We start from the raw sequence: 25,000 nt of genomic DNA on the forward strand, positions 1-25,000 counted from the left end.
CCACAGACTAAAGGCTCCAGCCCGTGGGTGAACCGTCCCCCATGGGTCATATCACTCAGGACGGGGTGGGAGCCGGCTGATCGTCGGCGACGACGGTGAGGGTGGCGGTGCGTTCCGCTCCGGCGCGCTGGTACTTGATGGTGATCTTGGCGCCCGGCGCCTTGCTGCGGATGAGGGCGATCAGCTCGTTGCCGTCCTGCAGCGCCAGCCCGTCGACCTCCAGGATGACGTCGCCCGCCTTCAGCCCGGCCTTGTCGGCGGGGCCGTTGGCGTCGACCGGCTGGCGGCCCTCGGCGGGCTCGGAGGCGATGCGCACGCCCTGGCCCTTGTAGTCCTTGTCCAGCACGATGCCGATCTTGGGACGCTTGGCCTTGCCCGTGGTGATCAGCTCCTCGGCCACCCGCCGCGTCTGGTTCACCGGGATCGCGAAGCCCAGGCCGATGCTGCCGCTCTGGCTGTTCACCGAACGGCTGAGGGTGGCGATGGCCGAGTTCACCCCGACCACCTCGCCCCGGCCGTTGACCAGCGGGCCGCCGGAGTTGCCGGGGTTGATGGCGGCGTCGGTCTGGATGGCGCTGATGTAGGCGGGCTCCTCGGTGGCGGCGCCCGTCTCGTCGCCGGCGATGACCGGACGGTTGAGCGAGCTGACGATGCCCGTGGTGACCGTGCCGCTGAGACCGAGCGGCGAGCCGATGGCGATCACCGGGTCGCCCACCACGACCTGGTCGGAGTTGCCGAGGGTGATCTCCGGCGTGCCGAAGGTCTCCTCGGGCTTGACCACGGCCAGGTCGGAGCCCGGGTCGCGGCCGACGATGCGGCCCGCGGTGGTCTTGCGGTTGTTGAACATGATCTTGATCTCGCCGCCCTTGGCGGCCATGGCGACCACGTGGTTGTTGGTCACCACGTAGCCGTTCTTGATCAGGAATCCGGAGCCGGAGGCGCCCTCGGTGTTGGTGCCGTTGCCGACCTCCAGCGAGACCACGCTGGGCAGGACCCGCGCGGCCACGCCGGCCACCGAGTCGGGCGCCCTGTTGGTCGCGCCCGTCGGGGCCGGGCCGAGGCTGTAGGACGGGTCGGTGCCGCTGCTGCCCGACCTGGTCAGCAGGTACGTGCCGAGGCTGCCGAGCACGGAGGCCACCAGCGCGATGGCCACGGCGATCGCGATCAGCGCGCCGGCGTTGAGTCCGCGCCTGGGCAGCGCGCCCGCGCCGGGCCCGCCCTGCGGCGGCGGCGCCCACCCCGGGCCCATGCCCAGGGCCTGCCGCGGCGGCGGCGGGTGGTTGCCGCCGTACGCGCCCATGAAGGGCGGCGGCTGCATCGGCCGCGGCCCGGTCTCCGCCGGCCCGAAGGACGGGGTGTCGTAGGCCCGCGTGCCGCCAGGGCTCTCGAACGGGCTCTCGAACCCCCGCGGCCCGGCGGGGCTCTCGAACGACGGGCCCTCGTACGCCCGCGTGCCCCCGTCCTGCGGCGGCACACCATCGGAACGGCCCGGCGGCTCGTACGGCGACGCCGGGCTCTCCGAACGACTCGGCGGCTCGTAGGCCGACGCCGGACTGTCGGAACGGCCCGGCGGCTCGTACGGTGACACGCCCGGGGTGTCGGGGCGGCCCGACGGGTCGCCCCAGGACGCGCCGAACGAGGCGGGCGGGTCGGACCGGCGGTCCGCCTGCTCGCCCGGCTCGTCGGCGGGCAGGAACTCCGGCCGCCCCTGTGGCTCGGGGAAGTCCGACGTCGTGCGTCCTTCGCCCGGGCGCGTCTCGTCGGTCATCTACGTCTCACCACTCCTTGCTCGGCCACCGCAATCTTTGCTCTGGCGGCATACGAGGGTCATAAAAGGCTTTGTTTGCGACAAATCCCGAACCCAGATCGTATGCCCCTGGCATCGTCGACTACGCCACCCGAGTATCCCAGGCGAGCCCCCGGTTCAAGGCGTGGCGGTGGGCGGCGCGCTGGTGGCCGGTGAGTGCTGGACCCGCCAGAGCTCGACCGGCGGCGGCGAGGTCTGGGGCCCTGTGCCCGAGACCGCGAAGAAGGTGCCGAGTGCGACGGCGGCGGACACCACGCCCACCGCGACGTAGGCCCCGCGTCGCCTACCGCCCCGCCCAGGGCCCGAGGCCCCAGCGGTGGCGTCCCGGCGCGGGCGGTTGTCCAGGGGCGCGATGCTGTGGGGCCCAGGAATGGGCACCCCCCCGAACGTACGGGTAGGAAAAGGGCGCTCCCTCGGCGGCAGCGGCCCGCCCGGCTCCGCCATGCGCAGCAGCGACATGGTCAGATCGGCCGGCATCGCCGGGCCGTCGAGCGAGCGCAGGCGCGACTTCAGCGCCCGCATCGACTCGACCTCCCGCCGGCAGTCAGCACAGAAGGTCAGGTGGGCGAGCGCGCGATCGCGCTCGGTGTGGTTCAGCTCTCCGTCGACGAGCGCCGAAACGCGTTCTCCTAGATGAGCCATATCAGACTTCCTCCCCACTGATCACGGTCGGGGGGAGTTGGGTAGTACGGGGGGCTCGATGGTCGAGCGCCTCCCGCAACTGCGCCCGGCCACGGTGAATACGGCTTCGGACCGTACCCAGCTTGACGCCGAGCGTGGCCGCGATCTCCTCGTAGGACAGGCCCTCGATGTCACACAGCACGATCGCGGCCCGGAACTCGGGGGCGAGCGCGTCGAGGGCGGCTTGGATATCGGGCTCCAGGTGGGCGTCGTCGAACGCCTGCGCCGGCGACGGCTCACGGCCGCGCAGCCGCTCGGCGGCGTCGTCGGCCAGCCCCTCGAACCGGATGCGCTGCTTGCGCCGCGCCATGTCGAGGAACAGGTTCGTCGTGATCCGGTGCAGCCAGCCCTCGAACGTGCCGGGGGTGTAGCTCGACAGCGACCTGAAGACCCTGACGAAGACCTCCTGCGTGAGGTCTTCGGCATCGTGGACATTGCCGGTAAGCCGGTACGCCAGCCGGTACACGCGTGCGGAGTGAGTCCGCACCACTTCCTCCCATGTGGGAGGCGTCCAATCAGACGACACGGGAGTATCCGCCTGGTGGTCGCTTTCGTCCACCAGCACTCCTCTCTCTGGGACCACCGCTACCGTCATAGTGCCTGGTTTCGTCCCTTCGTGCGCACTGCCTGCCTTCCGGACCGGCAAAGCCCGTTTAAACCTGCAACGCCTTCGGACCGTCCTGAGTTCCCGTGCAGGCGTGACTCCCCTAGGCTGCGATCGGTGACCAATCGCACGAAAGTGGGGGGAGGAGGCCGATGACCAGTCCGGTGGAGGCCACTCTGGCCTATGCGGAGCAGTTCCATCACGAGGATGAGATCCTGCACGCGGCGCGTCAGCGCGGGCTGGAGATGGGTGCGGTGCCCATCCTTCCCGGGGGCGGGGCGGCGCTCTGCTTCCTGGCCACCGTCGTCAACGCCAAGTCGGTCGTCGAGATCGGCACCGGCTGCGGCGTCTCGGGGTTGTGGCTGCTGCGCGGCATGCGCGGCGACGGCACGCTGACCAGCGTCGACGTCGAGCCCGAGCACCAGCGGCTGGCCCGGCAGGCGTTCGCGGAGGCGGGCTTCTCCGGCGGGCGGGTGCGGCTGATCTCAGGCCGGGCGCTCGACGTGCTGCCCCGGCTCTCCGACGGCGGCTACGACATGGTCTTCGCCGACGGCGCCAAGCAGGAGTACGTCGACTACCTGGCCGAGGCGGTGCGCCTGCTGCGCGTCGGCGGCGTGGTGGCCTTCGACAACGCCCTGTGGCACGACCGGGTGGCCGACCCCACGCAGCGCGACCCCGACACGGTCTCGCTGCGCGAGCTGGGCAAGCTGGTGCAGGGCGACGACCGGCTGCGGTCGGTGCTCATGCCCCTGGGCGACGGCCTGCTGGCCGCCGTGAAGATCGCCGACTAGCCCGAGCCGCCCGGGTCAGCCCCGGGTCAGCCACTCCAGCAGCACGCGCACGCCGAACCCGGTCGCGCCCTTGGTCAGGGTGCCCTCGTCGACCGTGCTGCGGCCGACCCCGGCGATGTCGAGGTGCGCCCACGGGCGCTTGCCCGCGAACTCCCGCAGGAACAGCGCCGCCGTGATGGACCCGGCGCCGTAGCGGGAGCCGCTCTCGACGTTGGCCAGGTCGGCGATCGACGACTCCAGGGCCGGGGCGTAGTCGTCGATCAGCGGCATGCGCCAGAGCCGGTCGTCGCTGGCCTGACCGGCGGCCAGCAGCTGGGCGGCCAGGTCTTCGTCGGAGGCGTAGACGGCGCCGACGTTGCGGCCGAGCGCCACGGAGATGGCCCCGGTGAGGGTGGCGATGTCCACGACCGCGTCGGGGTCGAGCTCGGCGTCGGCGTAGGCCAGCGCGTCGGCCAGCACGAGCCGGCCCTCGGCGTCGGTGTTCAGCACCTCGACCGTGCGGCCGCCGTAGTGCCTGATGACGTCGCTGGGACGCTGGGCGGTGCCGGACGGCATGTTCTCGGCGGCGGCGATCAGGCCCGTCACGCGTACGGGGGCGCCCAGCCGGGCCAGCGCGGCCAGCACGGCGATCACCACCGCGCCGCCCGCCATGTCGGTCTTCTGGGTCTTCATGTTCTCGGTCGGCTTGAGCGACAGACCGCCCGAGTCGAACGTGATGCCCTTGCCCACCAGCACGACGTGCCGCTCGGCCGGCTGCTCGGGGACGTAGGAGAGCTGGATCAGCCGGGGCGGCCGGACCGAGCCGCGCCCGACGGCCAGGATGCCGCCGAACCCCTCGGCCTGGAGCTGCTCCTCGTCCCACACCCGCACCGGCAGGCCCTGCTCGGCGGCGCGCTCGGCGAGCCAGGCGGGATGCTTGACCGAGGAGGGCATGTTGGCCAGGTCGCGGGCCAGCGCGACGGCCTCCGCCACGACCTCGGCCCGGCGCAGCGGCTCCGCGTCGGCGCCGGCGAACTCGATCGCCCGCACGCCCTTCCGGCCCTCTTTGCCGATCTTGAAGGTGTATCCGGCCAGCAGCGCGGCCTCGGCGAACGCCGCGACGTCGCCCTCGGGCGGCACCACGGTCAGCGTGTCGCGGCCCTTGACCTTGCGCGCCAGCGCCGCGCCGGCTCTGCGCAACGCCCGCGGCGAGCCGTCGCCGACTCCATACAGGAGCACGCGCCCGATTCCACCCGCCCGCGCCACCGGGACCTCGACGATCTCGCCCGCCTCGCCCTTGGCCTCGTAGTGGGCCAGCAGGTCGGCGACCGGAAGGTGCAGCTCGACGTACGGCTCGACAGCGGGACGCAGGTCGGCGGCGTAGGGCACGGCCAGCAGCTCGGCGCCCTCAGGAACCTCGGCGACCGCGGAGACGGTGGTCTCGATGGGCACGGAACCCTCCAAACGTCAGCGACCCTGGCGCCGGACTTACGCCAGGGTCGGAGGATCAGGTTGTCTCGGGAGCGCTCAGCCGACGACGTTCTTCAACGCCTCGCCGAGCGCCTTTGCCTCGTCGGCGGAGATCTCCACGACGAGCCGGCCGCCACCTTCGAGAGGGACCCGCATGACTATGCCGCGCCCTTCCTTGGTGACCTCGAGCGGACCATCGCCGGTCCGCGGCTTCATCGCCGCCATGCGTGCATCCCTTCCTGCCTTGGGCTCCCGCGGCCCGCGATTTCCGACCGCCCGAGGGGGTGGTCGGCGCATTCACGTCTTCTGTGATGTCCTATTCTCCCGCATCGAGAGCCCTCATGGGTAACGATCTCCTCCCAGAATGCGTTGTCGAGCCAGGCGATGGCGTCCAAACTGGACTTCGTGCACGCTCGCGCCGCTCTCTTCGACCTGTACGGAGACCACCTGCGTTCGCGCGGTGGGCAGGCGACCGTGGCCGCGCTCGTACGGCTCATGAACCCCCTGGAAATCGCCGCTCCGGCCGTCCGCACGGCGGTCTCGCGGATGGTCCGGCAGGGCTGGTTGCGTCCGCTGCGGCTGCCCCAGGGAGCCGGCTACGGGCTCACGCCGAAATGTGTCAGGCGCCTGGATGAGGCAGCGCTGAGAATTTACCGATCAGGGACACTCGCCTGGCACGGCCGCTGGCACGTGATCGTCATCGAGCCGGTCAGGGAGCGCCAGCGCCGGGAACGGATCAGGGCCGACCTGACCTTCCTCGGCTACGCCTGCCTGTCGGAGACGACGTGGATCGGGCCGCGCTCCTCCATCGAGCTGGACAACCTGCTGGACGGCGAGGGCGTGCGCGCCGACCGGTTCGACGCGGCGCTGGAGGGCGACCCGCGCGAGCTGGTGGCGCGGGCCTGGGACCTGGCGGCCATCGGCGAGGCGTACGAGCACTGGCACGCCGAAGCTGTCACGCTGATCAGCACCCTGCCCGAGGACGCCCCGCCCGACCGGGTGTTCGCCACCAGGAGCAGACTGGTGCACGGTTGGCGCAACTTCCTGTTCCGCGACCCCGGGCTGCCGGCCGAGCTGCTGCCCGCGGGCTGGCCGGGCGAGAAGGCCCGCACGTTCTTCGAGCAGGAGGCCACCAGGCTGCTGCCCGCAGCCGCCGCGTTCGTCGACAGGGAGCTCATGTGATCCGTTACGACATGGCCGACGCCGTCGCCACCGTCACCCTCGACCGGCCGGAGTCGATGAACTCGCTCACGGCCGAGGTCAAGGCCGCGCTGCTGGCGGCGGTCGGCAGGGCGGCGGCCGACCCCGAGGTCAGGGCGGTGCTGCTCACCGGCTCCGGCCGGGCCTTCTGCGCGGGCCAGGACCTGCGCGAGCACGCCGCCAACCTGGCCGCGGGCCGCGGGCTGGCCGACACCGTGCGCGAGCACTACAACCCGATCGTCGAGCTGATCGCCACCATGCCCAAGCCGGTCGTGGCGGCGGTCAACGGCGTCGCGGCGGGCGCGGGCGCGGCCCTGGCCTTCGCCTGCGACCTGCGCGTCGCCTCCGACAAGGCCAAGTTCGCGCTGGCGTTCGCGGGCATCGGGCTGGCCCCCGACTCCGGCGCGTCCTGGACGTTGCAGCGCCTGGTCGGCCGGGGCCGCGCGACCGAGCTGCTGCTGCTCGGCGAGCCGCTCGACGCCTCCGCCGCGCTCGACCTGGGGCTGGTCACGCGGGTGGTGCCCGCCGACGACCTGCCGAAGACCGCTCACGAGCTGGCCGTACGCCTGGCCGCCGGGCCGACCACGGCCTACGCCGCCACCAAGCGCGCGCTGGCCCACTCCGCCACGCACTCGCTGGCCGACTCGCTCGCGCTGGAGGCCGACCTGCAGGACGCGTGCGTGGCCACCGACGACCACCAGGACGCCACCCGCGCCTTCCTTGCCAAGGAGCGGCCGGTGTTCAGAGGCCGCTGATCGGCCGGTGCTCAGGGCCGCTCAGCGGGCCAGGCAGCCCTCGATGTGGTCGTTGACCAGCCCGATCGCCTGCATCAGCGCGTACGCGGTGGTCGGGCCGACGAACCTGAAGCCGTGCTTGCGCAGCTCCTTGGCCAGGGCCTTGGAGCCGGGGGTGATGGCGGGCACGTCGGCCATCGTCCGGGGCACCGGCGCGTCGGGGTCGGCGAACCGCCACACCAGCTCCGACAGGCCCTCGGGCAGGTCGAGCGCGGCCCTGGCGTTGCCGATGACGGCCTCGATCTTGGCCCGGTTGCGGACGATCCCGGCGTCGCCGAGCAGCCGTTCGACGTCGCGCTCGGTGTAGGCGGCCACCTTGACGGTCGAGAAGCCGTCGAAGGCGGCGCGGAAGTTCTCCCGCTTGCGCAGGATCGTCAGCCACGACAGGCCCGACTGGAACGCCTCCAGTGCCACGCGTTCGAAGACCTCGTCGTCGCCCTTGACCGGGCGGCCCCACTCCTCGTCGTGGTAGGTGATGTACAGCGGGTCGCCCATGCCCGGCCAGGTGCACCGGATGAGTTCGGTCACGGGCGCTCGTCCTTGTCCTTGTCCTCTTTGCCCGGAGTCGTGCGCACGGAGTCGTCGTCGTCCTTCTCGAGCTCGTCCTGCTCGGGCTCGTCGTTCTCGGGGTCGTCGGTCTTGGGCTCGGCCTGCTCCGGGAGGCGCCAGTCCGGCTCCTCCGACGGGTCGCGCAGCTCCGGCTCGCCCGCCCACTCCACCGTCGCGCCGCTCGACGTGACCGGGTCGCCGGACTCCGGCAGCTCCCTGGGCGCGGCGGGCGCCTCGGGCTCGTGGTCGGTGCGCAGCCCGGCCCCGGGCGTGGCGTAGATCTCCTGGCGCGCGTGCAGCCGGCTGGACAGCAGCTCCGACACCCGCTGCTCCAGGACGGCGATCCTGGTGTCGCGGGCGCTGATGGCCTGGGCGGCCCGGCGCAGGGTCTCGTCGACGCTCTGCGTGTGGTAGCCGACCAGGTTGACCGGCAGTTGCAGCGCCATGAAGTCGACCGCCGTGAGCTGTCCGGCCTCGGGCAGGTCGAGCGGCGGGACGTCCGGCGGGAACTCGGTCAGCTCCCCGCCTCTGCCGAGGGAGACCAGGACCACGCAGGCCAGGATGGCGATCGCGGCGATGGCGAGTATGACCAGCACATTGGCATCGTACTCATATGGACGAGCACGTTCAGCGATCTACCACAAGTGCGGGCAATCGGGGCAGACTGCTCAGCCGGTGGCCTCACCCAGCTCGGCGACGCTCGGACGGACCGGCTGCGGACGCGCTTCGAGATGGGCGAACGCCTCCTCGACCGTGGTCGTCCAGGAGATCGCGTCGAAGACGTCGGCCCGGGTGAAGCCCTCGGCGTGCATGCCGGAGACGAGCTGCCGCAGCGGCTGGTACAGGCCCCACGGGTCGAGGATCACCAGCGGGCGGTCGTGGATGCCGAGCACCCGCGCCGTCCAGATCTCGAACAGCTCCTCCAGGGTGCCGATGCCGCCGGGCAGCACGAGGAAGGCGTCGGAGCGGGCGTCCATGACGGCCTTGCGCTCGCGCATGCCGTCGGTGACGATCAGCTCGTCGGAGTCGGTGTCGGCCACCTCGATGTCCACCAGCACCTGCGGGATCACGCCGACCGTGAACCCGCCGGCGGCGCGGGCGGCGGAGGTGACCGCGCCCATGCACGAGACCGTGGCGCCGCCGCTCACCAGCGTGTGACCACGCCTGGCGAGCTCGGCGCCCACCTCTTCGGCCAGGTCGACGTACTTCCTGTCGATGCGGAGGCTGGAGGCGCAGAAGACGCAGATGTTCACGGGCCGACAGCCTATTGGGGCTCCGCGGTCTGGGCGGCGGCGGCCTCCAGCTCCTCCTCCCGCTGGCGGGAGCGGGCCCGGTCGGAGTCGGCGATGATCCGCACGGCCTCGTCGGGGTCGTCGGTGACGGAGATCAGGTCGAGGTCCTGGGCGGCGATCTTGCCGGTGCCGAGCAGGGTGTTCTTGATCCAGTCGAGCAGGCCGCCCCAGAACTCCGAGCCCATCAGCACGACCGGGAACGAGGTGACCTTGTGGGTCTGGACCAGCGTCAGCGCCTCGAAGAGCTCGTCGAGCGTGCCGAAGCCGCCGGGAAGGGCGATGAAGCCGCGCGAGTACTTGACGAACATCGTCTTGCGCACGAAGAAGTAGCGGAACTCGATGCCGAGGTCGACGTAGTCGTTCATGCGCTGCTCGAACGGCAGCTCGATGCCGAGCCCGACCGAGACCGCGCCCTCGACCTCGGAGGCGCCCCGGTTGGCCGCCTCCATGACGCCGGGGCCGCCGCCCGTGATCACCGCGTAGCCGGACTCGGCCAGCGCCCGGCCGAGCCGCCGGCCCATCTGGTATTCGGGGGTGCCCTCGGGGGTGCGGGCCGAGCCGAAGACCGTGATCGCCGCGGGCAGCTCGGCGAGCTGGCCGAACCCCTCCACGAACTCGGCCTGGATGCGCAGCACCCGCCACGGGTCCATGTGCACCCAGTCGGACGGCCCCTGCCGGTCGAGCAGCCGCTGGTCGTGGGTGGAGCTGGGGACGAGACTCCCGCGCACGACCGCCTGCCCCTGACGGCGTTCGGCTCGTTGCTTCTGTTCCATGGTGGTCACGCTAGTCCTCTCCGTACCGGCCCGCGGCGCCGTTCCCGACCCCGGCCGCGCCCGCCGAAGCGGACACTTCGAGGATGAACGCCCAGGTCGAAGGCCAGATGAAGGCGCCGAAAAAATCTTGGGAAAAGCAGGGAACCGAATTTCGACCCCCCTGCGTCTAACTGCCGAGGGTGCTGCTCGGGACTGAAAGTGGCTTTCCCCGCCAAATGGCCGGCGAGGAAAGCCACTTTCATTTTGTCAGCCAGTTGAGCAGGGCCCGCTCGCTCTCCGTGATCTTCGGCAGCGACACGTACTCGCCCTGCTGGTGCGCCAGGTTGGGGTCGCCGGGGCCGTAGTTCACGGCCGGGACGCCGAGCGCGGAGAAGCGGGAGACGTCCGTCCAGCCCAGCTTGGCGCGCGGGGTGCCGCCGACCGCGGCGGCGAAGGCGGCGGCCACGGGATGCGTCAGGCCGGGCCTCGCCCCGGGCGCCGCGTCGAGGAAGCTCACCTCGTAGCCCTCGAACACCTCGCGCACGTGCTGCTCGGCCTGCTCGACCGTCAGGTCGGGGGCGAACCGGTAGTTGACGCTGACCACGCACTCGTCGGGGATGACGTTGCCGGCCACGCCGCCGCGCACCGCGACCGCGTTGAGCCCTTCGTGGTACTCCAGCCCGTCGACCACCGGCAGCCGCGCCTCGTAGGCGTTGAGCCTGGCCAGCACCGGCTCGATGCCGTGGACGGCGTTGACCCCGAACCACGACCTCGCGCTGTGGGCCCGCTTGCCGGTCACGGTGACGTCGGCGCGCAGGGTGCCCTGGCAGCCGCCCTCGATCACGCCGTCGGTCGGCTCCATCAGCACCGCGAAGTCGGCCGCCAGCCACTCGGGGTGGTCCCTGGCGACCCTGGTCAGGCCGTTGCGCTCGGCCTCGATCTCCTCGCAGTCGTAGAAGACGTACGTCACGTCGCGGTTGGGGGCCGGGACGGTGGCCGCCAGCTTCAGCGCGACCGCCACGCCCGCCTTCATGTCGGAGGTGCCGCAGCCGTAGAGCAGGTCGCCCTCCACCCGGCTGGGCAGGTTGGCCGCGACCGGGACCGTGTCGAGGTGGCCCGCGATCAGCACCCGCTCGGCCCGGCCGAGCTCGGTGCGGGCCACGATCGTCTCGCCGGAGCGGTCGACCTTCAGGTGCGGCAGCGCGGACAGCGCCCGCTCGACCGCGTCGGCCAGGGCCTTCTCGTCGCCGCTCACCGACTCGATGTCCACGATCGCGGCGGTCAGCGCGCGTACGTCCTGTGTCAGGTCCAGCATCAGGTGTTCACTCCATGTTCGCGCAGCACCTCGTTGAGTGCCGCCTTGTCGTGCCGCTGTTCCGGCTCCAGACGCTTGATCACCAGCACGCACGGCAGCCCGAACGTGCCGCCGGGGAACTCCTTCTGCCGCGTGCCGCCGACCGCCACGCACCAGTCGGGCACCCTGCCCCTGGCCAGCTCCTCGCCCGTCTGGACGTCGATCACGGGGATCGTGCCGGACAGGATCGTGCCCGCCCCGATCACCGCGCCCCGGCCCACCCGCGCACCCTCGACGATCATCGAGCGGCTGCCGATGAACGCGTCGTCCTCCACGACGACCGGCACCGCGCCCGGCGGCTCCAGGACGCCGCCGATGCCCACTCCGCCGGACAGGTGCACGTTCTTTCCGATCTGGGCGCATGAGCCCACCGTGGCCCACGTGTCGACCATGGTGCCCGAGTCCACGTACGCGCCGATGTTCGTGAACGACGGCATCAGCACCACCCCCGGCGCCAAGTACGAGCCCCAGCGCGCGATGGCGCCCGGCACCACCCGCACCCCCTCGAAGGAGGTCTTGAGCGGCACCCTGTCGTGGTGCTGGAAGTCGCCCACCTGGGAACGTGCCATGCCCAGCAGCCGGAAGGCGAGCAGGATCGCGCGCTTGGCCCGCTCGTCCACCACGACCTCGCCGCCGACCAGGCGGGCGACCCTCGCCTCACCCTTGTCCAGCAGGTCGACGGCGCCGACGACCTGGATGCGGGCCTCCACGTCGGCCGGGGACAGCTCCGCGCGTCGTTCCCACAGCTCGTCCACCACCGGGGACATCACGTGACTCATGGCCACGGAGCTTATCCGGCCGGGTAGGTTCTTCAGGGTGCGCCTGCGCTTCTCCCGTGGAGTCATCACCATCGCGATCATCGTCGTGGTGCTCGCCGTCGGCGTCTCCGTGGGGCTCTACCTCCTGCTCAAGCGAGCGACGCCGCTGGTCCTCCCGGAGGCCTACTGCATGGTGCGCACCCCCGAGGGCGTCCTGACCCTCGATCCGGAGCAGGCGCAGGTCTCCGCGACCATCGCCGCGGTCGCGGCCCGCCGCCGCCTGCCCGAGCGGGCCGTCGTCATCGCGTACGGCACCGCGTTGCAGGAGTCGAAGCTGCGCAACCTCTCCTGGGGCGACCGCGACTCGGTGGGCGTGTTCCAGCAGCGCGAGTCGCAGGGCTGGGGGCGCAAGAAGCAGCTGATGGACCCGGTCTACGCCAGCAACAAGTTCTTCGCCGCCCTGGTGAAGGTCAAGAACTACCGCAAGCTGCCGCTGGCCGAGGCGGCCCAGGAGGTGCAGCGGTCGGCGGGCGGCTACGCGTACGCGCAGCACGAGCAGGACGCCAAGATCCTGGCCGCCGCCTTCACCGGCCGGGTGCCCAAGTCCGTCCACTGCTGGTATCCGCCGCCCAAGCAGACGCCCGCGCCGCGGGCCAGGACCGCCGAGGCGCGCAAGCAGCTGGCCAGGGCGCTCGGCGATCCGGCGATCACGACGAAGAAGCGGGGCTGGCTGGTGGCGTCCTGGTCGGTGGCGTACGCGGAGAAGTACCAGCTGCGGCGCGTCGGCTACAGCGGCGCGACCTGGGTCAACGACGTCGAGGCGGACGGCTGGAAGAAGGGCGGCCAGGCCGGCGACGGCGAGGTCGAGCTGTCCTGACCGCCCGCGTCCGCGGTGGCCGTCAGGTGGCGCGGGTGACGATGGTGATCGAGCCCGGCGGCAGCGGCTGGGCGTAGCTGGCGCTCCAGGCATGGCCCTGGATGCGGTCGAAGGAGAGCAGACGGCCGTCGGAGGCGTGGTAGTCGGCGAAGTCGAGCAGGCCGCGTTCGGGGTTGCCGGTCTCGCCCTCGCTCCTGAAGGCCGCCGTGCCGCGCTGGATCGGGAAGAACTCCACGCCCTCCATGATCAGCATGCTCTTGGCCGGGACCATGCCCTGCGTCGGCACCTCGGTCCACAGCAGCACCTCAAGATGGGACGCCTCGCCCGCGGCCTTGCCCTCGCGCACCTCGACCGAGAGCCACAGGCGGCGGCGGGCGACGTCGCGCAGCAGGTATTCGATCCACTGCCGGCCCTGCCAGGAGACGTGCATCGCGCCGAGCACCCGGTAGGGGGAGCCGTGCACCTCGATCCGGTCGGCGACCTGGATCGTGCGAGGGTCGGCGTAGTCGGTGCCGGCATGCCCGGGGGCCTCGACCGGCGCCGGCAGCGGGGCCTCGACCGGAGCGACCTCGGCCGGTGGCGGCGGCGCGCTCGACCGGCCCCTCCTGTCCTGCCGCATGGTGGCCAGGAACGCCCCCAGCAACAACAGGACGGTGGCGATGCTCAGCCCGAGTACGACCATGGAGGTCATGCTCATCCGTCAGCTCGCTCCACTCGCGGTCTGTCTCGGCAGACGCCTTTTTTCAATTTGTCCGTGCGTTACGACGGGCGATCCTACTGGAGGCGGCGCACGGCCGCACTGATGCGTTCGTCGGTGGCGGTCATCGCGACGCGGATGTGCCGTCCACCAGCCGATCCGTAGAAGTCTCCCGGCGCGACCAAAATCCCGATTTCGGACAGCTTACTCACTTGATCCCACGCGTTCTGCCCATTCGACGCCCATAGGTACAGACCGGCGGTCGAATGGTCGATCGTCCACCCCGCCCGCTCCAGCGCGGGACGCAGCACGGCGCGCCGCGCGGAGTACAGCTCGCGCTGGCGTTCGGCGTGCGCGTCGTCGCCGAGCGCGACCGTCATCGCGTCCTGGACCGGCTTCGGCATGAGCATGCCGGCGTGCTTGCGCGTCTCCAGCAGCCGCTTGACCAGGACGGGATCGCCCGTCACGAACCCGGCCCGGTAGCCGGCCAGGTTGGAGCGCTTGGAGAGCGAGTGGACGGCGAGCAGCCCCTCGTGGGAGCCCCCGCAGACGTCGGGATGGAGGATGGAGACCGGCTGCTCTTCCCAGCCGAGCTCGATGTAGCACTCGTCGGAGGCCACGACCGTGCCGCGCTCGCGCGCCCAGGAGACCACCTTGCGCAGGTGCTCGGCGGGCAGCACGCGCCCGGTCGGGTTGCCCGGGGAGTTGATCCAGAGCAGGTCGACGTGCTCGGGGCCGACCGACAGCGTGCTGTCGGAGGCGGTGGCGGTCGCGCCGGCGAGCCGGGCGCCCACGTCGTAGGTGGGGTAGGCCAGCTCGGGGAAGACCACCCGCCGGGCGCCGAGGTAGGTGGGCAGCCAGGCGACGAACTCCTTGGAGCCGATCAGCGGCAGGACGTCCTGCTGGTCGACGGTAACGCCGTGGCGGCGCCGCAGCCAGCCGGCGGCGGCCTCGCGCAGCGCCTTCGTGCCGTGGGTCAGCGGATAGCCGGGGCTGTCCGCCGAATCGCGCAGCGCCTGCTGGACGGCCTCGGGCACCGGGTCGACGGGGGTGCCGACCGAGAGGTCGACGATGCCGTCGGGGTGCGCCAGGGCGCGTTCCTTGTACGGTTCGAGCCGGTCCCAGGGGAAGTCGGGCAGCTTGTTCACGGTTCTCCAGGGTCGTTCGGGGCCGTACACGCCTGCGGCGGACGCGGGCGCGCGGGGGCCGCCCGACGTGGACGGCCCCGGCGCACGCGACTCGCTAGTGGTCCTCGCCCTGCGGCGGCAGCGCGGCCACCACCGGGTGGTCCTTCTCGATCTTGCCCACCTTCGAGGCGCCTCCGGGCGAGCCGAGGTCCTCGAAGAAGTCCACGTTCGCCTTGTAGAAGTCCTTCCACTGCTCGGGAAGGTCGTCCTCGTAGAAGATGGCCTCGACGGGGCACACAGGCTCGCACGCGCCGCAGTCCACGCACTCGTCGGGGTGGATGTAAAGCATGCGCTCGCCCTCGTAGATGCAATCGACGGGGCACTCCTCGATGCACGCCTTGTCCAGGACGTCCACGCAAGGCTGCGCGATGACGTAGGTCACCTCGAGCTCCTTTTTCTCCGCACCATGGCATGACTCTGACCGCGGTTTGCTACGCCCTAGTATTGCCGTGCTTGCCAGCTGGCCGAAACGGAGGGTGGCAAACTCATGGCCGCACGCCTCGTCGTCGCGATCACAACTCAGGACATAGGCGCACGGATCACCACTCGAAGGCGCGTCCCAGAGGGCTTTCGGGACGCCGTCGGCGTGCTCGAATCCTGGACGGACGGCGTGTTGCGCGTTCGCAAGCGGGACGGCACCTTGGTGGAGATCGACGAGGAATCGCTGGTCGCGGCCAAGGTCGTTCCGGTCGCGCCTCCTCGACCTCGGGCGAAGTAACGGTAAGTATTCATTGTGTGACCGTACGTATCTGCGCCGCCGTAGCAGCCGTTCTCGCCAGCGCCGGATGCGGCGCGTCCACATCGCCGTCCACGTCCGAGGGGTCCAAGGACCTTCCGGTGCTCAACGTCCGGGCCGCGTCGCTGAAGCAGGGCTTCGGCACGATGGAGCGCCTGGCCGAGGCCGCCAAGCGCGAGGGCCAGCTCACCGTGATCGGCCTGCCGCACGACTGGGTGAACTACGGCGAGATCATCGACACCTTCGCCGACAAGTACGACATCAAGGTCAACGAGCTGGAGCCGGGCGCCAGCAGCAAGCGTGAGCTCGACGCCGCCGACCAGCTCAAGCCGGACGTGTTCGATCTCACCCTGGACATGGCCGTCTACGGGGCCGACAAGTTCGCGCCGTACAAGGTGACGGGCTGGCAGGACCTGCCCGACTTCGTCAAGGACCCCAAGGGGGCCTGGTACGGCGCGTACGGCGGCTACATGTCGATCGGCTACGACCCGCGCGAGGTCAAGGCCCCGGCCTCCTTCGCCGACCTGCTCAAGCCCGGCTACCGCGTCGCGCTCGACGGCGACCCGCTGCGCTCGGCGGCGGCGTTCGGCGGCGTGATGGCCGCGTCCATGAAGGCCGGCGCCAAACCGGACGCCAGGCAGGGGGTGGACCTGTTCGCCAAGCTCAAGCAGGCCGGGCAGCTCGTCGAGCCGGCCAAGGCGAACGTGATCATCGACTGGGACCACCTCAACGCGGCCCGCAGCGCCGACCACGCCGACTCCTGGGAGGTGACGATCCCGCGCGACGCGCCGTTCGGCGGGTACCACGTCCAGGCGATCAGCAAGACCGCCCCGCACCCGGCCGCCGCCCGGCTGTGGCAGGAGTTCCTGTTCTCCGACGAGGGCCAGAACCTGCTGCAGAAGGGCTACGCCCGTCCGGCGCGCGGCGAGGCCATGCTCATGAAGGGCAAGCTCGACACCGAGCAGGCCGCCCGGCTGCCCAAGGCCGCCGGCCCGCCCGTGCTCATGACGATCCCGCAGACGGACGCGGCGAAGGCGTACCTCAAGCGGGAATGGAGCAAGAGCGTGGGATGAGTCCGTTGTGACTTGATATGTCGTAGAGACGATCAGGCTCTAAAGTGAACGGACAGCACGGCCACGGGGGCCCGATGTCTGACGAATGTGAGCTGATCGTCTTGCGATACGACGCACCGAGCTTGGAGCGGTGGAACAGTCGCGCCTACGACAGCAGTTTCGGGTACGTCTCCACCCAGGGCGCGCCGCTGGTCGACCTCCTCGACCCGCAGCCCGGGGAGCGCGTGCTCGACCTCGGGTGCGGCACCGGGGTGCTGACCGCGCAGATCGCCTTCAGGGGCGCGGACGTCCTGGGCATCGACGGTTCCGCCGCGATGATCGAGAAGGCGCTGGCCCAGTACCCGGGGATCGACTTCATCATCGGCGACGGCCACGACTTCACCGTGGTGGACCCGTACGACGCCGTCTTCTCCAACGCGGCACTCCACTGGATGAGCCGCGACCCCGCCACCGTGATCGCCAACGTCCGCGAGGCGCTGAAGCCGGGCGGCCGGTTCGTCGCGGAGATGGGCGGCGCGGGCAACTGCGCGGAGCTGACCGCCGCGATGCTGACCGCCTGGCGCGAGTACGGCCTGCGCGAGCCCGATCTGCCGTGGTACTTCCCCACTCCCGCCGAGTACGCGCGCCGGCTGGAGCAGGAGGGCTTCGTGGTCCGGCTGCTGGAGTACTTCGACCGGCCGACGCCGCTCGACGAGTGCCCCGGCGGGGCCGCCGACTGGGTGCGCATGTTCGCCTCGTCCGTGCTCGAAGGACTGCCGCCGGAGATCGTGGACCCCCTGCTCGGACGGGTCAACGAGCTGGCCGCGCCCGCCCTCCGGAGGGAGACGGGCTGGATGGCCGACTACGTGCGTCTACGCTTTGCCGCTGTTCGGCGCTGATGCGTAGTGCATGATGCGTAGGGCTGTTTTGCCGGACTATGGTCTGTTCCGTGGGCGGCGAGATGTTGGCTGCGCCGCTCCGGCGGCGTGAGGGGCTGGTGAACGGAACGGGATGAACTTCTGCCTGAGCGACCTCGTTCCACCGTTGAGGTGGAGCGACGCGTCGACGATCACGCTACTGACCGGGCAGCCGGATCTGCCGGACGCGTGGTGGCGAAGCCTGCCCATGCCGCTGGTGCTCGCAGCCATCGGCCCGGAGTCACTGGGCGAGCTGCTGACCGAGATCGCGCTGGAGCACTGGCCGGCCGCCGCCATTGGCGACGTCCTGCCGGCTCTGCACGTCCTGGACCCGGACGAGGCCGACGAACCCGCCGTCGCCATCGCGCTCGACCGCGCCGGGTCGTGGACGGGGCTGCTCTCGCTGACCGGGCGGGAGCTGGTGGACCAGCCGTTCATCCAGGCCCGGCCGGTGCTCAACACGTTGTTCGGGGCGGTGCTCGTCCGGCTGGCGCATCCGTACGCGGGTGGGCGGCAGGCCGAGGCGCACGTGCCGGCGGCTCTCGCGGCCCCGGCGGACGCCGTCGTGGCGGCGGAGCTCGACCACGAGCCCGCGTTCCCTGAGGGCGGGGCCGCTGCGGAGGCCGTCGGGGAGGCGGCCGGCCGTGATGTCGAGCGGGTGCTCGACGCCGACTCCGAGCCGGTCGTCGAGGAGGTGCCGCGGCCCGAGGCCGAGCCCGTGCTGGACGCCGCCGAGGAGCCCGCGCCCGAGCCCGCCGCCGCGGAGGCGTCCGCCCTGGAGGCGGAGGGGGTCGGCGGCGAGCCGGAGCCTTTCTCCACGGACGATCACGACGAAGAGGCTGAACGGCGCGAACCCGCCGACCTCGACAGCTCCGCCGACGTCCCTGAGGTCCTTGAGGGGCGGGAGGAGGAGCGGGCCGAGGCCGCACAGTCCGAGGCAGCAAAGCCCGAGGCATCCACCGATCACGCCGAGCCCGAGGCGCACGCCGAGCAGCCCGAGCACGACACCGAGCCTGAGCGCGAGGCCGAGCCCGAGCGCGAGGCCGAGCCCGAGCGCGAGGCCGACTTCGAGCACTCCGAGGCCGACGCCGAGCACGCCGAGCCCGAGGCGGACGCCAGGCACGCCGAGCACCGCGAGGCCGAGGCTGAGCACCGCGAGCCTGAGGCCGACGCCAGGCACGCCGAGCCTGAGGCCGACGCCGGGCACGCCGAACCCGACGGGGCGGACGCCGAGCACGCCGCGTCCGCCGAGGGCGGCGAGGAGTTGTCCGAGCTGATCGAGGCCGCGTTCGCCGGGCTCGACGACAAGAGCTGGGCCGTGGCGCAGAACCGCGTCTTCACCGACGAGCCCTCGGCGGTCGACCAGCTGGCCAAGCTGTTCGCCGTCCCCCCGGCCGACATCTCCGCCACCGAGCGGGAGCTGCGCGTCCGTCTCGACCAGTGGCTGGCCAGCGAGGAGGCCGCGCCGTACCGCGCCCACCTGGACGAGCTGCGCAGGACGCTGGGCCCGGCCGCGCCCAAGGAGCAGCTGATCGGCGCGGCCGACTGGCACGCCAGGGAGATCCGCGCGCTGGAGGTGCCGGCCTGGCAGTTCGTGCTGGCCACGCTGCCCGCGCAGCCGAACCAGCCGGCGGAGTTCCAGCAGCCGGTGGAGTTCCAGCAGCCGCACTCGGCGTTCGCCGCGATGCAGCCGCCGCCTCCCCTGCCGCCACCGCCCATGCCACCGCCGCCGCCTCCGGCCAGTCCGGCCGGTCCGCCCGGTCCGCCGCAGTTCCAGGCGTTCACGCCGGTCCCGCCGCCGCCCGCGGAGGGCAACGGCGGGGCGGAGCAGAACAAGCCGTACCAGCCGCTCAAGGACGTCTCCCAGACCAGGCGCTGCTTCCGGCAGCCGGACGGCCGCTGGTGGCTGCGGATCGACGTGACCGCCGAGCAGCTGGCCGGCGGCGAGTGCGCCCTCCCGACGGGCTTCGCGGCCTACCTGGGCCTGTCCCCCGGCGAGAGCCGGGCGGTCAGGAGCGCGGCGGGCGAGCTGACCATGACCTGGCACGGCAGGCCGGTGCTGGAGTCCATCGAGCGCCTGCTCGTGGACGTCGGCGCCAAGGAGGGCGGACACCTGTTCCTCACGCTGTCGGACGAGGGCGTCCTGCGCGCCCGTCACCTGCCGGTCGCCGCCCAGAACGCCGAGAGCATCACCAAGGCGCTGCGCCTGGTCGGCTACACGGCGCCGGGCGGCACCCGGGACCAGGCGGCCAGAGTGATCGCGACGAGGATCGGGCTCACCGGCCCCGTCGGGCTGCCCGACCTGCTCACCAGGCTCCGCGAACGCGGCGACCGCGACCTGCTCGCCCTCTTGGACTGACCGCCCGTGCCGCGGCTCGCGATCGGCCCTGACTTTCCAGGGGAGCTCGGCGCACTGGCTCAGCCGGTGCGCAGGGACGCCGTGGTCGCGCTGCGCCGGTTCCTGCTGAACGTGTCCGGAGCCCCGCACCCCGAGCGGGTGCGGGGCTGCCGGGACGCCAAGGTCGCCACGCTGCGCCTGGCCGACGGGCATCGCGGCGTGGTGGTCCGGCAGCGCGACGTCTACTGGCTGCTCGCCGTGCGGCCCGATCCGGAGGCGTGGTCGTACGCCCAGCGTCACCGGTACGGCGTCAACCCCGTGATCGGCGTCGTCGAGGAGTGGGACGCCGAGACTCTGGACCGGGTCGAGCCCGCCTTACGCAGGTCGGCCCGCCCCTCGCGGCTGTTCGAGCAGATCTGCGACGGCGACCTGCTCGCGCTCGGCATCGACGTGCACGCGCTGCCCCTGGTCCGGCTGATCTCCACCGAGGCCGACGTGGCCGCGCTCGAACCGCTGCTGCCGCCCACCCAGTACGCGCCGCTGGCCGTCCTGGCCAGGGGCGGCACGCTGTCGGAGGCGTGGCGGGAGCTGGACAACTGGCGCGCCCGCGACGAGGAGACGGGCGCGATCGACCCCGACGACCTGCACGCGGCGCTGCTGCGCAGCCCGGACCGCGCGGTGTTCGCCGCCGACAAGGTGGAGCTCGACCGGGTGCTCGGGGCCCCGGACTGGTGCACGTTCCTGCACCCGACGCAGCACCGGCTGGCCAGGGCCGGACGGTACGAGCAGCCGGTGCTGGTGGTGGGCGGCGCGGGCACCGGCAAGACGATCATCGCCCTGCACCGGGCGGCCCACCTGGCGACGCGGGGCAGCGGCCCGGTGCTGCTGGTGACGTTCTCACAGAGCCTGGCCGAGGAGCTGGCCGGCCGGCTGGACGTGCTGATCGACGACGAGACCGTGCGCAAGCGCGTCGAGGTCGACAACGCCGAGCGCCTGGCCGTGCGGATCGTCGCCGACGCGGAGGGACGCCGTCCCGCCCTGGTCGGCCCGGGGGCCCGGTCGCTGGCCCAGCTCACCGACGAGGCGATCAGGCTGCTGTCGATCACGACCGGCGACCTGCTGGACGACGTGGAGCCGGGGCGCAAGCCGTACCGGCACATCGTGGTGGACGAGGCGCAGGACATCAGCCCGGCGCAGTGGCGGCTGCTGCGGGCGGCGGCGCCGCACGCGCACGACGACCTGTTCGTGGTGGGCGACCCGCACCAGCGGGTGACCGACACGCGGGTGGCGCTCGGCGCGGTGGGCATCCCGGCCGTCCAGCACGACCTGCGGATCTCCTACCGGCTGCCGCAGGAGATCCTGTCCTACGTGGTCCGGCTGCGCGGCGGCGGCCCGGCGAACGGCCTGGTCAAGGGCGTGGCCGAGCTGTTCGGCTACCGCGCCACGCACAACGGCCGGCGGCCGGTGGTCCGGGCGTACGACACACCCGAGTCCGAACTGGCCGGGCTGCGGGCCACGGTCGGCGGCTGGCTGGCGGACGGCGTGCCGGAGGGCGAGATCGCCGTCGGGGCGCGCACCCCCACGCTGGTCCGGGCCGCCCGGGAGGCGCTGGACGGGCTGGACGTGCGCGTGGCGACCTTCCAGCATCTGAAGGGCCTGGAGTTCGAACGGGTGGCGCTCGTCGGCGTGGCGGAGGGCGTGGTGCCCGGGCCGCTGCCCGCGGAGCCGGCCGCGCGGGCTCGGGCGCTGCAACGCGAGCGGAGCATACTGTTCGTCGCCTGCACACGGGCCCGAACGATGCTCTATATCTCGCATTCCGGAAGGGGGAGCCCATTTCTGTCCCCCTGATCACATAGTCTGAACTGCGGATATCTTCCCTTTGCCGGTTGGACCTCAATGAACCTCAGCCTGAGCGACCTCGCGCCACCCCTGCGCTGGACCTCCCCTGGTCAGATCGCGCCGATCGTGGAGGAGCCCCAGCTGCCCGAGGCCTGGTGGCAGGCGATCCCCCTCGACCGCGCGTGCGCGATCGTCGGGACGCAGACCGTGGCGGGCCACCTGGCCGATCTGGCCGTGGCCTGCTGGGGGCACCTGCTGCTCGGCGACATCCTGCCGCTGCTGCGTTTCTCCGACCCCGCCGAGGCCGAGCGCACGCCGGAGTCTCTGGGCAAGGACGTGGTGCAGAAGCTGTTCACCGGTGTGTTCGAGCGGCTGCTCGAACCCGCGCCCGCCGCCCTGCCCGTCCCGGCCCGGCCCGACAAACCCCTTCCCGAGCTGATCGACGCGGTGTTCGCCGCGCTCGACGACCGGCAGCGCGCCATCGCCCGCGACCGGCTCTACGCGGCGCAGCGCGCCACGCTCGACGAGCTGGCGCAGCGTTTCTCGGTCACCCGCGAGCGGATCAGGCAGATCGAGCGGGACCTGCGCGACCACGTGGAGGCCTGGCTGGGCTCGCCTGAGGCGGCGGGGCTGGTGGCGCACGTGACGTGGCTGAGGGGCAGGCTGGGGTCGGCGGTCCCGGCCGACGACCTCGCGGCCGCCGTGCCGTGGCACCGCGGCGACCTGCGCACGCTGGGCATCCCCGCGTGGCGGTTCGTCCGCACGCTGCTGACCGGCTACGAGCAGGCCGACGGGTGGCTGGTCTCCGGCGGGGCCGACGAGCTGCGGGAGAAGACGCGGCAGTTGTTCACCGACGGGCCGCGGCCGCTCGACGAGGCGGTGTCCATGGTGGCCCAGCTCGGCGTCCGCGAGGACGTCGCCGAGCGGTGGATCCTCGCCGTGCCGCAGCTTCGGGTGCTCGGCCGGCACGTGGTGCCCTGGCCGCGCAGCATCAACGAGAAGGCCGAGGCGGTGCTGGCGGTGGCGGGCACGCCGCTGTCGCCCGAGGAGATCCAGGAACGCATCGGCGAGGACTACAGCCTGGTCGGCATCCGCAACCAGCTCACCGCCGACGAGCGCTTCCGCCGGGTGGACCGGAACAAGTACGGGCTGACCAGGTGGGGCGGCGACGAGTACCTGGGCATCAGGGAGATGATCTCCAGGGAGATCGAGCGAGCCGGCGGCGAGGCCTCGGTGAGCACGATCGTGACGAACCTGACCTCCCGCTACGACGTGAGCGAGAGCTCGGTGCGCGCCTACTCGGGCGGCCCCGGGTTCGAGCGCACGCAGCGGGGCTGGATCAGGGTGGCCGGAACGTCGCCGACCGGGGAGTCGGAGCCGTACCAGCCGCGCAAGGACGTCTCGGAGACGCGGCGCAGCTTCCGCTCCCGCGACGGCCGGTGGTGGCACCGCGTGGACGTCAACGCCGAGCACCTGCGCGGGTCGGGCTCGCCCCTGCCGACCGGGTTCGCCGCCTACCTGGGCATGGCTCCCGGCGGGTCGCTGACCGCCTCGACGCCATCTGGCGACGTGGTGATCAGCTGGCACAACCAGCCGACCATGGGGTCGATCCGCAACGTGCTGGCCGACTTCAAGGCGAGCGAGGGCGACCACGTGTTCCTGACCGTCTCCGACGGCGGCGAGCTGCTGACCCGCTACCTGCCCGCGGCCGCCGTGGCGATGCCGCCGCTGAACCGGGCGCTCTACCTCATCGGCTACACCGCACCGGTGCACTCCGAGATGGAGGGGCTGCGGCTGATCGGGGCCCGCATCGGGCTGCCCGACACGGCCACCCGCGAGGAGGTGCTGGCCCGGCTGCGCGAGCGCGGGGACCGGGACATCCTCGGCTTCCTCGGCGGCTGAGGGCTAGGCTCGGGTGATGTTGCGGATCCACGACACCCGGGCCAGGCAGGTCGAGGAGATCTCGGGCGGGCGGGCGGTGCGCGTGTACACGTGCGGGCCGGCGCTGCACCGCCGCGTCCATCTGGGCGACCTGCGCACGTACGTGCTGTCCGACCTGGTCAGGAGGGTCCTGGAGGGGCGGCGTACCCGGGTCGTGGCCTGCCGGCACGTCGCCGACCTCGGGCGTCCCGACGGTGAGGCCGGGGGGACGGTCCGCGCTCACGAGGACGCGTTCGTCGACGACGCGGCCGCGCTCAACCTGCGGCCGCCGGAGCACGCGCCGCGCGCCGGGGAGACGGTCGACCTGATGATCGAGCTGATCGCCGGGCTCGTCGAGCGCGGGCACGCCTACCCGGCGCCGGACGGCTCGGTGTACTTCGACGTACGGACGTTCCCGGCGTACGGCGAGATCTCCGGCACCGGCCTGGACGACCTCAAGCCCGCCGACCCGGTCGCCGCCGATCCGCACCGGCGTTTCCACGCCGACTGGGCCCTGTGGCGGCCCGCCGACGGCGACCAGGGCCGGGACGCGCCCTGGGGCCGGGGCCTGCCCGGCCCGCACGTGGCGTGCTCGGCGCTGTCGCTGCGTTTCCTCGGCGAACGGATCGACCTGCACGTCGGCGACGCCGCCCGGTGCTTCCCGCACCACGAGGCCGAGCGCGCCCAGTCGGACGCGGCGACCGGCCACGAGGTGGTGCGCCACTGGGTGCACGGCGAGCGCCCGCTGTTCGACGGGCGCGAGATGGCGGAGTCCGCGGGCGAGGCGGTGCTGTTGTCCGACGTGGTGGCGGCCGGGCTCGACCCGCTGGCGGCGCGCCTGGCCTTCCTCGGGCACCGCTACCGGGAGCGGCTCGACCTCTCCTGGGACGTCCTGCGGGCCGCCGACCGCACGGTGCGGCGGTGGCGGGCGCGGGTGGCCGAGTGGTCGGAGTCGCCCAGCGCGCCCATGGCCGCGTCGTACGCCGAGCGCGTCGGGGCGGCCCTCGACGACGACCTGGACACCCCGGCGGCGCTGGCCGTCCTGCGGGAGCTGGAGCTGGACGAGTCGGTGGCGCCCGGGTCGAAGTTCGAGACGTTCCTGCACCTGGACCAGGTGCTGGCGCTCGACCTGTCCACGGAGATCGGCAAGCCGCGGGTGCCGCCCGCCGGGGCCGGCGAGCTGCTGGCGCAGCGGGAGCGGGCGGTGGCGGCCAACGACTGGGCGGCGGCCGACCGGCTCCGGGACGAGCTGGCCGACCTGGGGGTTCGCGTCACCGACACCCCGGAGGGACAGAGCTGGGCCCTCTGATCGCAAGCCCTCCGCGCGAGGCCGCTCCGGCCGTCTGAAACGGCTGGAGCAGTGAGCCGGTACTGCCAGACTTGTTCCAGTTCGGCAAGATGGAGGT

25 protein-coding genes are annotated in these 25,000 nt (G+C 72.2%); 11 read left to right on the forward strand and 14 right to left on the reverse strand.

Annotated features, from left to right (window positions below; all coding sequences use genetic code 11):
* Positions 1-55: 55 nt before the first annotated feature.
* The 3 genes from ACWCSD_RS07270 to sigE all read right to left on the reverse strand — a co-directional run bounded on the left by ACWCSD_RS07270 (position 56) and on the right by sigE (position 3,083).
* Positions 56-1,768, reverse strand: coding sequence for a trypsin-like peptidase domain-containing protein (locus tag ACWCSD_RS07270; protein WP_449913527.1), 1,713 nt, complete (start codon positions 1,766-1,768; stop codon positions 56-58).
* Positions 1,769-1,924: 156 nt separating this feature from the next.
* The gene (locus ACWCSD_RS07275) at positions 1,925-2,449 is read right to left on the reverse strand and encodes an anti-sigma factor family protein (RefSeq protein ID WP_352325383.1); all 525 of its coding nucleotides are present in this window, start codon (positions 2,447-2,449) and stop codon (positions 1,925-1,927) included.
* 1 nt (position 2,450) lies between these two features.
* On the reverse strand, positions 2,451-3,083 hold the full coding sequence (gene sigE / locus ACWCSD_RS07280) for an RNA polymerase sigma factor SigE (RefSeq protein WP_352325382.1): 633 nt from the start codon (positions 3,081-3,083) through the stop codon (positions 2,451-2,453).
* Positions 3,084-3,244: 161 nt separating this feature from the next.
* Here sigE and ACWCSD_RS07285 point away from each other — a divergent pair, with 161 nt between their 5' ends.
* Positions 3,245-3,883 (forward strand): O-methyltransferase, encoded by a 639-nt coding sequence (locus tag ACWCSD_RS07285; RefSeq protein WP_352325381.1) that lies wholly within the window; start codon positions 3,245-3,247, stop codon positions 3,881-3,883.
* Positions 3,884-3,898: 15 nt separating this feature from the next.
* On the opposite strand, the gene ACWCSD_RS07290 is transcribed toward ACWCSD_RS07285, so the two are convergent.
* Both ACWCSD_RS07290 and ACWCSD_RS07295 read right to left on the reverse strand, forming a co-directional pair.
* Positions 3,899-5,314 carry a leucyl aminopeptidase gene (locus tag ACWCSD_RS07290; RefSeq protein WP_449913530.1) on the reverse strand — a complete coding sequence of 472 codons (1,416 nt, stop codon included), beginning with the start codon at positions 5,312-5,314 and terminating at the stop codon, positions 3,899-3,901.
* Positions 5,315-5,389: 75 nt separating this feature from the next.
* Positions 5,390-5,557: a DUF3117 domain-containing protein gene (locus ACWCSD_RS07295; protein WP_020545024.1), complete on the reverse strand. Its 168-nt coding sequence runs from the start codon at positions 5,555-5,557 to the stop codon at positions 5,390-5,392.
* A 159-nt stretch (positions 5,558-5,716) separates the two neighbouring features.
* Here ACWCSD_RS07295 and ACWCSD_RS07300 point away from each other — a divergent pair, with 159 nt between their 5' ends.
* Positions 5,717-6,514, forward strand: coding sequence for a PaaX family transcriptional regulator (locus tag ACWCSD_RS07300; protein ID WP_387677288.1), 798 nt, complete (start codon positions 5,717-5,719; stop codon positions 6,512-6,514).
* A gap of 11 nt (positions 6,515-6,525) precedes the next feature.
* Positions 6,526-7,287 (forward strand): enoyl-CoA hydratase-related protein, encoded by a 762-nt coding sequence (locus ACWCSD_RS07305; RefSeq protein WP_358294613.1) that lies wholly within the window; start codon positions 6,526-6,528, stop codon positions 7,285-7,287.
* Positions 7,288-7,308: 21 nt separating this feature from the next.
* Here ACWCSD_RS07305 and ACWCSD_RS07310 read toward each other — a convergent pair whose 3' ends face one another.
* From ACWCSD_RS07310 to ACWCSD_RS07335, 6 genes are all read right to left on the reverse strand, one after another.
* Positions 7,309-7,854, reverse strand: a complete 546-nt coding sequence (locus tag ACWCSD_RS07310) for a DNA-3-methyladenine glycosylase I (protein ID WP_357974337.1) — start codon at positions 7,852-7,854, stop codon at positions 7,309-7,311.
* Positions 7,851-8,471: a hypothetical protein gene (locus ACWCSD_RS07315; RefSeq protein WP_449913532.1), complete on the reverse strand. Its 621-nt coding sequence runs from the start codon at positions 8,469-8,471 to the stop codon at positions 7,851-7,853. The genes ACWCSD_RS07310 and ACWCSD_RS07315 overlap by 4 nt, the downstream gene beginning before the upstream one ends.
* A 72-nt stretch (positions 8,472-8,543) precedes the next feature.
* Complete coding sequence (locus ACWCSD_RS07320; RefSeq protein ID WP_397161193.1) at positions 8,544-9,128, reverse strand: TIGR00730 family Rossman fold protein; 585 nt, start codon at positions 9,126-9,128, stop codon at positions 8,544-8,546.
* Between the two features lie 11 nt (positions 9,129-9,139).
* A complete protein-coding gene (locus ACWCSD_RS07325; protein WP_352352877.1) occupies positions 9,140-9,940 on the reverse strand; it encodes an LOG family protein in 801 nt (266 codons plus the stop codon).
* Between the two features lie 238 nt (positions 9,941-10,178).
* Positions 10,179-11,234, reverse strand: coding sequence for a succinyl-diaminopimelate desuccinylase (gene dapE, locus ACWCSD_RS07330; RefSeq protein ID WP_449913535.1), 1,056 nt, complete (start codon positions 11,232-11,234; stop codon positions 10,179-10,181).
* A complete protein-coding gene (locus ACWCSD_RS07335; RefSeq protein ID WP_352325370.1) occupies positions 11,234-12,052 on the reverse strand; it encodes a 2,3,4,5-tetrahydropyridine-2,6-dicarboxylate N-succinyltransferase in 819 nt (272 codons plus the stop codon). Before ACWCSD_RS07335 ends, dapE begins: the two co-directional genes overlap by 1 nt.
* On the opposite strand from ACWCSD_RS07335, the gene ACWCSD_RS07340 reads away from it, so the two are divergent.
* A complete protein-coding gene (locus ACWCSD_RS07340) occupies positions 12,051-12,908 on the forward strand; it encodes a hypothetical protein (protein WP_449913537.1) in 858 nt (285 codons plus the stop codon). The two genes, ACWCSD_RS07335 and ACWCSD_RS07340, sit on opposite strands and share 2 nt — an antisense overlap.
* A 22-nt stretch (positions 12,909-12,930) precedes the next feature.
* On the opposite strand, the gene ACWCSD_RS07345 is transcribed toward ACWCSD_RS07340, so the two are convergent.
* From ACWCSD_RS07345 to fdxA, 3 genes are all read right to left on the reverse strand, one after another.
* Positions 12,931-13,605: a DUF4178 domain-containing protein gene (locus ACWCSD_RS07345; protein WP_352352881.1), complete on the reverse strand. Its 675-nt coding sequence runs from the start codon at positions 13,603-13,605 to the stop codon at positions 12,931-12,933.
* A 77-nt stretch (positions 13,606-13,682) separates the two neighbouring features.
* Positions 13,683-14,753, reverse strand: coding sequence for a succinyldiaminopimelate transaminase (gene dapC / locus ACWCSD_RS07350; protein WP_397161201.1), 1,071 nt, complete (start codon positions 14,751-14,753; stop codon positions 13,683-13,685).
* Between the two features lie 94 nt (positions 14,754-14,847).
* Positions 14,848-15,174 (reverse strand): ferredoxin, encoded by a 327-nt coding sequence (gene fdxA, locus ACWCSD_RS07355; RefSeq protein WP_106240826.1) that lies wholly within the window; start codon positions 15,172-15,174, stop codon positions 14,848-14,850.
* A 105-nt stretch (positions 15,175-15,279) separates the two neighbouring features.
* Here fdxA and ACWCSD_RS07360 point away from each other — a divergent pair, with 105 nt between their 5' ends.
* The 7 genes from ACWCSD_RS07360 to ACWCSD_RS07390 all read left to right on the forward strand — a co-directional run bounded on the left by ACWCSD_RS07360 (position 15,280) and on the right by ACWCSD_RS07390 (position 24,903).
* Positions 15,280-15,510 (forward strand): putative acetyltransferase, encoded by a 231-nt coding sequence (locus tag ACWCSD_RS07360; RefSeq protein ID WP_352325366.1) that lies wholly within the window; start codon positions 15,280-15,282, stop codon positions 15,508-15,510.
* A 119-nt stretch (positions 15,511-15,629) separates the two neighbouring features.
* Positions 15,630-16,601 carry an ABC transporter substrate-binding protein gene (locus ACWCSD_RS07365; protein WP_358294394.1) on the forward strand — a complete coding sequence of 324 codons (972 nt, stop codon included), beginning with the start codon at positions 15,630-15,632 and terminating at the stop codon, positions 16,599-16,601.
* Positions 16,602-16,702: 101 nt separating this feature from the next.
* A complete protein-coding gene (locus ACWCSD_RS07370; RefSeq protein WP_352352883.1) occupies positions 16,703-17,479 on the forward strand; it encodes a class I SAM-dependent methyltransferase in 777 nt (258 codons plus the stop codon).
* Positions 17,480-17,705: 226 nt separating this feature from the next.
* Positions 17,706-19,856 carry a hypothetical protein gene (locus ACWCSD_RS07375; protein ID WP_449913540.1) on the forward strand — a complete coding sequence of 717 codons (2,151 nt, stop codon included), beginning with the start codon at positions 17,706-17,708 and terminating at the stop codon, positions 19,854-19,856.
* 66 nt (positions 19,857-19,922) lie between these two features.
* Positions 19,923-21,683: a UvrD-helicase domain-containing protein gene (locus ACWCSD_RS07380; RefSeq protein ID WP_449913542.1), complete on the forward strand. Its 1,761-nt coding sequence runs from the start codon at positions 19,923-19,925 to the stop codon at positions 21,681-21,683.
* Positions 21,684-21,731: 48 nt separating this feature from the next.
* Entirely contained in the window at positions 21,732-23,576 is a 1,845-nt protein-coding gene (locus ACWCSD_RS07385; protein WP_352352886.1) for a sigma factor-like helix-turn-helix DNA-binding protein, read from the forward strand.
* 16 nt (positions 23,577-23,592) lie between these two features.
* Positions 23,593-24,903 carry a CysS/YqeB C-terminal domain-containing protein gene (locus ACWCSD_RS07390; protein WP_397161208.1) on the forward strand — a complete coding sequence of 437 codons (1,311 nt, stop codon included), beginning with the start codon at positions 23,593-23,595 and terminating at the stop codon, positions 24,901-24,903.
* Positions 24,904-25,000 lie beyond the last annotated feature (97 nt).

This window comes from Nonomuraea sp. NPDC001684 (assembly GCF_053596515.1).